4 protein-coding genes are annotated in these 4087 nt (G+C 53.8%); 1 reads left to right on the top strand and 3 read right to left on the bottom strand.

What is annotated here, in order from left to right; translation table 11 throughout:
* Positions 1-98 precede the first annotated feature (98 nt).
* The 3 genes from HYS22_09100 to HYS22_09090 form a co-directional block, all read right to left on the bottom strand.
* On the bottom strand, positions 99-1880 hold the full coding sequence (locus HYS22_09100) for an ammonia-forming cytochrome c nitrite reductase subunit c552 (protein MBI1910307.1): 1782 nt from the start codon (positions 1878-1880) through the stop codon (positions 99-101).
* A 63-nt stretch (positions 1881-1943) separates the two neighbouring features.
* A complete protein-coding gene (locus HYS22_09095) occupies positions 1944-2585 on the bottom strand; it encodes a hypothetical protein (protein ID MBI1910306.1) in 642 nt (213 codons plus the stop codon).
* 45 nt (positions 2586-2630) lie between these two features.
* Positions 2631-3287, bottom strand: coding sequence for a chromate resistance protein (locus HYS22_09090; protein ID MBI1910305.1), 657 nt, complete (start codon positions 3285-3287; stop codon positions 2631-2633).
* 166 nt (positions 3288-3453) lie between these two features.
* Between HYS22_09090 and HYS22_09085 the strand changes: the two genes are divergently transcribed.
* The coding region (locus HYS22_09085; GenBank protein ID MBI1910304.1) for a molybdopterin-binding protein at positions 3454-4087 on the top strand (634 nt) is incomplete at its 3' end.

The raw sequence follows: 4087 nt of genomic DNA, 5'->3' as shown, positions 1-4087 counted from the left end.
TATGTGCGGCCAGAAGAGATCGGGGAGGTCGTCGAGGTGCAGTAGATATCCCCTTCATCCCTGCCCGGATGAGATCCGCTACCGGGTTAGTTCACAGTTCACTTTCTTGGAGCAGTCCGGCCAAGAGCTTTCTTCGCCTCGGTTGCATGTACCGATGCCTTCTGAACGAGGTCCTTAGCGCGTTCATAATTATGGAAACCAAGGCTCCCATCTAGGAGGACAAAAGCGAGGTTATCCTTAGCTTCCAGTAACTGTCTTCGCGACTTCTCTGCGACCGTCCCCCGGGCGGTCTTTTCGGCCTGCTTAAGCATTGCCTCTGCACCCCGCAGCACCACCTGTGCCTGGTCGATCATCGTTCGGATCTCAACCTGGCGGCCCTTAAGCATGGCGTGTGCGGCCTCGGCAACCAGCGGAATTGCTTTGTCTCTTGTTTCCCCCGGTGTATGGCAGGCTGCGCAGGAGTTTCGAACCCCGTGCTGAACGGTTAACTCAGGTGTGGCGACCATGAAGGTGTGAGAGGTCACATCCCACAAGGCCGGGGTCTTTGTGGTGGCAACCGTCCGGTTACCAATCTTTGGCATGTGACAATCTACGCAGGTTGTCCCCGCCTTTTCCATCGGGCTGCCGGCGAACATCTCCACGTTGGGCCTTTTAGCCAAACCGTCCCTGGTATGGCACTCGGCGCAAAGTTTTTCTCGTGGGAGACGCAATTGATTCTCAAACCAATCCCCATGGAAGGTATGACAGGTGAGGCAGGTCACGTCCGTCTTGGTGAAGTGGGTGCTCTTGGTAAAATCCTGCCATTGTTGACGATTGCGCTTGGCCCAGTCATTGGGCCAGAAGTAGCGGACCTGTGCGGGATCCGGGGTCCCAGAATAGCTCCAAAAGTAGATAAGATCCTGAATGTTTGTATCCCCTGGAAGAAAACCTACAGGGAAGGCCAAGTCGCGCTCTCTCTTGTTGGTATTTCGTCCATGACACTGGCCGCAGACTTGATTTTGCTGGAGGGTGTTTAAGTCCTTAAGAGGGTGGATGATCTTTTCTGCTTTGAGAAGCCTCTGACCCCTTCCCTCAGCCTCCTTTGCTTCTTGAACATGAAGGCTCCCAGGCCCATGGCACTTTTCGCAAGAGATCCCCAACTCGTAGGGTGCGGCTGCCTTCCACTTCTTCGTTTCTTTGTCGAGCATGGGTGTAAAACCGGTTGTGTGACACATGGCGCACTTCGCCTCGGCTACCCGATGCGGCAGCAACTGATCAGGCCCGCGCGGGATCCCATCAGGAGTTCCATCACCAAGGAACCATTCGTCAGCCCGAAATCCTCGGGCGATCCAGGCCTTGGCCACCGCTGACCAGCGGATGGGCGTGGGGTAGTAGTTCTCGCCCACTTTGACCTCGTATCCCTGATCCCACTTGCCTCCGAGGACTTTGGCCACTTCATAGGTTTGGTTGTTCTTCTCGTTATCCCTATCTATTAAAGTGAAAAAGAATTTGCCTGCATCCTTCCAGGCACGGATCGTGGGGCTTATCTTCTCCCTCTTTTTTGGTTCCTTTAGTGACTCCACCTCCAGGTCCTTGTAGACGCGAGGTATATTATCGAATTCTCCCGCGACGCTCTGAGCAGACGGTAGCTGCTCCATCTTACGATGCCAGGTCTTGGCCCACTCGTCGTACTGCTTCGCATGGCACGACTTGCAGGTGTCGGCCCCAACAAAGGTCGCTCCTTTGAAAAATTCCTGGCCGCTTCGGATGGCTTTTGTCGGTTGCGCGGCGCCCAGGGGTAGGACAACTTTGCCACTTCCTTTGTCCTGTGCCTGCAAAGGTGTAGAGGAAAAAGCCACCGCAATGAGAATCTGTAATGCAAGGTTATACCTCTTTTTCATAGATCCCTCCTCTTTCGGCTAAAGAAGACCATTCGACTTCTGCATCGAGAGATCTTCCTTATCTTAGTCTGCCTTAGAGATAGTTAGGTCATCAAAATAGGTAACCGCATCCGATTTCGTCCAAATCCCGATACTACCTTCGTCAAGGAACGTGCTGTCATAGAGTGTCAGCACTCGCTGTCCGTCCACGAACCCCTCAATCTTATCGCCCTTAACCTCTACTCGCAGAGCTTGCCAATGATTGCTCTTGATGTCGGCTTTTGCCCATACGATCATGCTTCGCTTCCCGCGGACCGTTTTATATACGGCCATGCTGCCCCTTAGCGCTTCAATTCTGAGCACATAATAATTGTCGCTTCCGTTGGCTCGAAAAACGATTCCGCCTGATTGGTCCATCTCCCCTGAGATTGGCTTAATCTTCACCGTCGCAACGAAATCCCTATAGGCTAGATTGGGGACAAAGGCTAAAGGGAAATAATCTTCAATACTCTTAGTCGAAGTTTGAGCGTAAATGTTGGGTTTACTGGGTGCCGTGGCATCACGCCTGATCTCCCAGTTTCCCAAATGGGGTAGAAGCCCCGAAGCCTGTCCCCCTGCCTTTTCGTTGTCAAAATTCAGACGATGTTCCTGGGACAAAGTCAAATCGGCAAGGCAAAAAACACCGATGAGCAACGAGACGACAACAAAGTAGGCCTTTTTTTTCATCTCTAATCCTCCTGAGTCACTTCTGTTGACGATAGAATGGATCCTTCAAGCCATCCCAAGAGCCTCTGGGTCAATGAACCGGCAAATCAACCAGGCGCTAGCTATCCGGTCAATGTGAATTCCTTTGCGCGTGACCCAGATGCGGCTACGAAAATCTTCCAGGCGCTGTCCAGAGGCCACCGCAGTTTTCCCTGGCGCCGTACGTCCCAACGGAGATTCCAGGCCCTGGATCAGGCCTTCTGCCGCTAGCCGGCCCGGGGCATCGAAGAAGTCAATAGCAACAACCTCAGCAAGGCGTCGCTTGAGCCGTACAAGATTGGTGTCAAGCTGAGCCCGTTGATCATCATTGACCTTCCTATCGGCTGGCAGAGTCTCTAAAAGGCGCCGAGCCTCCTCAGCAAGCTGGCTATAGTCCGCATCACGAGCTATCTGAAAGAGAGATTGCACTTGGTCATCAGAAAGGCCCTCAACGAAACGGGCTTCACAAACGGAGGCCTCTCCTCCACCTTCCACAATCTCGCGAAGAACCCACTGAAAGTCCTCTAGGGTTTGGTCGTTCTTCGGCAGGACATACACTGAGTTTTTCACAGCCACGGCACCAAGCCGCTGAAGCCTCCGCCAGATCTTTACTCTAAAGTAATTCGGTTTCGGAGGGATCTGGTGGATCAGAAGCAACCAACCATCTCCACACCCTTCTTTCATACATAGACCTGGCTTAACAGTTGAATCACTCTATCTAACAACTGTATCACTCGTCAATCCCCCGAAAGGGCTAGCTCTTTAGGGCTATTGGCTTTGGGAATCGAGGCCTTGCGGGATAGAAAAATTAAGTGGATGTTGTAAAAGAACTGATTGGGGAGATAGGTCTATGCTGAAGGTTGTACCGGTAGAAGAGGCTGTGGGGCTCCCCCTGGCCCACGACATCACCGAAATCGTTCCCGGTAAGTACAAGGGGCCCGCATTCCGGCGCGGCCACGTCATTCGTCCCGAAGATGTTAGCCGGCTTCTCGATCTCGGCAAGGCCCATATTTATGTCATGGAGTTAGAGGGGGGGGAAATCCATGAGGAGGACGCCGCCCGCAGGCTGGCCCGGGCCGCGGCGGGCTCCCATCTCGCGTTGACCGATCCCGTCGAGGGCCGGGTTAATCTGGTGGCGGAGATCTCCGGCTTGCTGAAGATTGACGCGGATCTTCTCTACCGCTTCAACGATCTTGGCGAGCTGATCCTGGCGACTCTACCCGCCAACCGATATGTCAGAAAAGGCGATGTCGTGGCGGGGACCCGGACCATTCCTGTGGTCGTGGAAGAGGATTTGATCAAGAGGGCCGAGGCGATCTGCAAGGAGAAACCGATCGTAACCATCCTGCCTATCCCCGCGCGGCGCATCCACCTGATCGTTACCGGAAGCGAGGTCTATACCGGGCGCATCAAGGACGGTTTTGAGCCCGTAGTCCGCGGCAAGGTCGGCGAGATGGGCTTAGAGGTGGAGGCGGTAAAATTCG

Source organism: Deltaproteobacteria bacterium (genome assembly GCA_016177765.1).
Classification (GTDB): domain Bacteria; phylum UBA10199; class UBA10199; order JACPAL01; family JACOUP01; genus JACOUP01.
The sequence above is the reverse complement of the archived record's forward strand: the minus strand, read 5'-3'. Positions and strand labels throughout refer to the sequence as shown.

What these genes read in the sequence shown, in the direction of transcription:
- HYS22_09100 (MBI1910307.1), bottom strand. Translation starts at nt 1,880, where the DNA reads ATGAAAAAGAGGTATAACCTTGCATTACAGATTCTCATTGCGGTGGCT.
- HYS22_09095 (MBI1910306.1), bottom strand. Translation starts at nt 2,585, where the DNA reads ATGAAAAAAAAGGCCTACTTTGTTGTCGTCTCGTTGCTCATCGGTGTT.
- HYS22_09090 (MBI1910305.1), bottom strand. Translation starts at nt 3,287, where the DNA reads ATGAAAGAAGGGTGTGGAGATGGTTGGTTGCTTCTGATCCACCAGATC.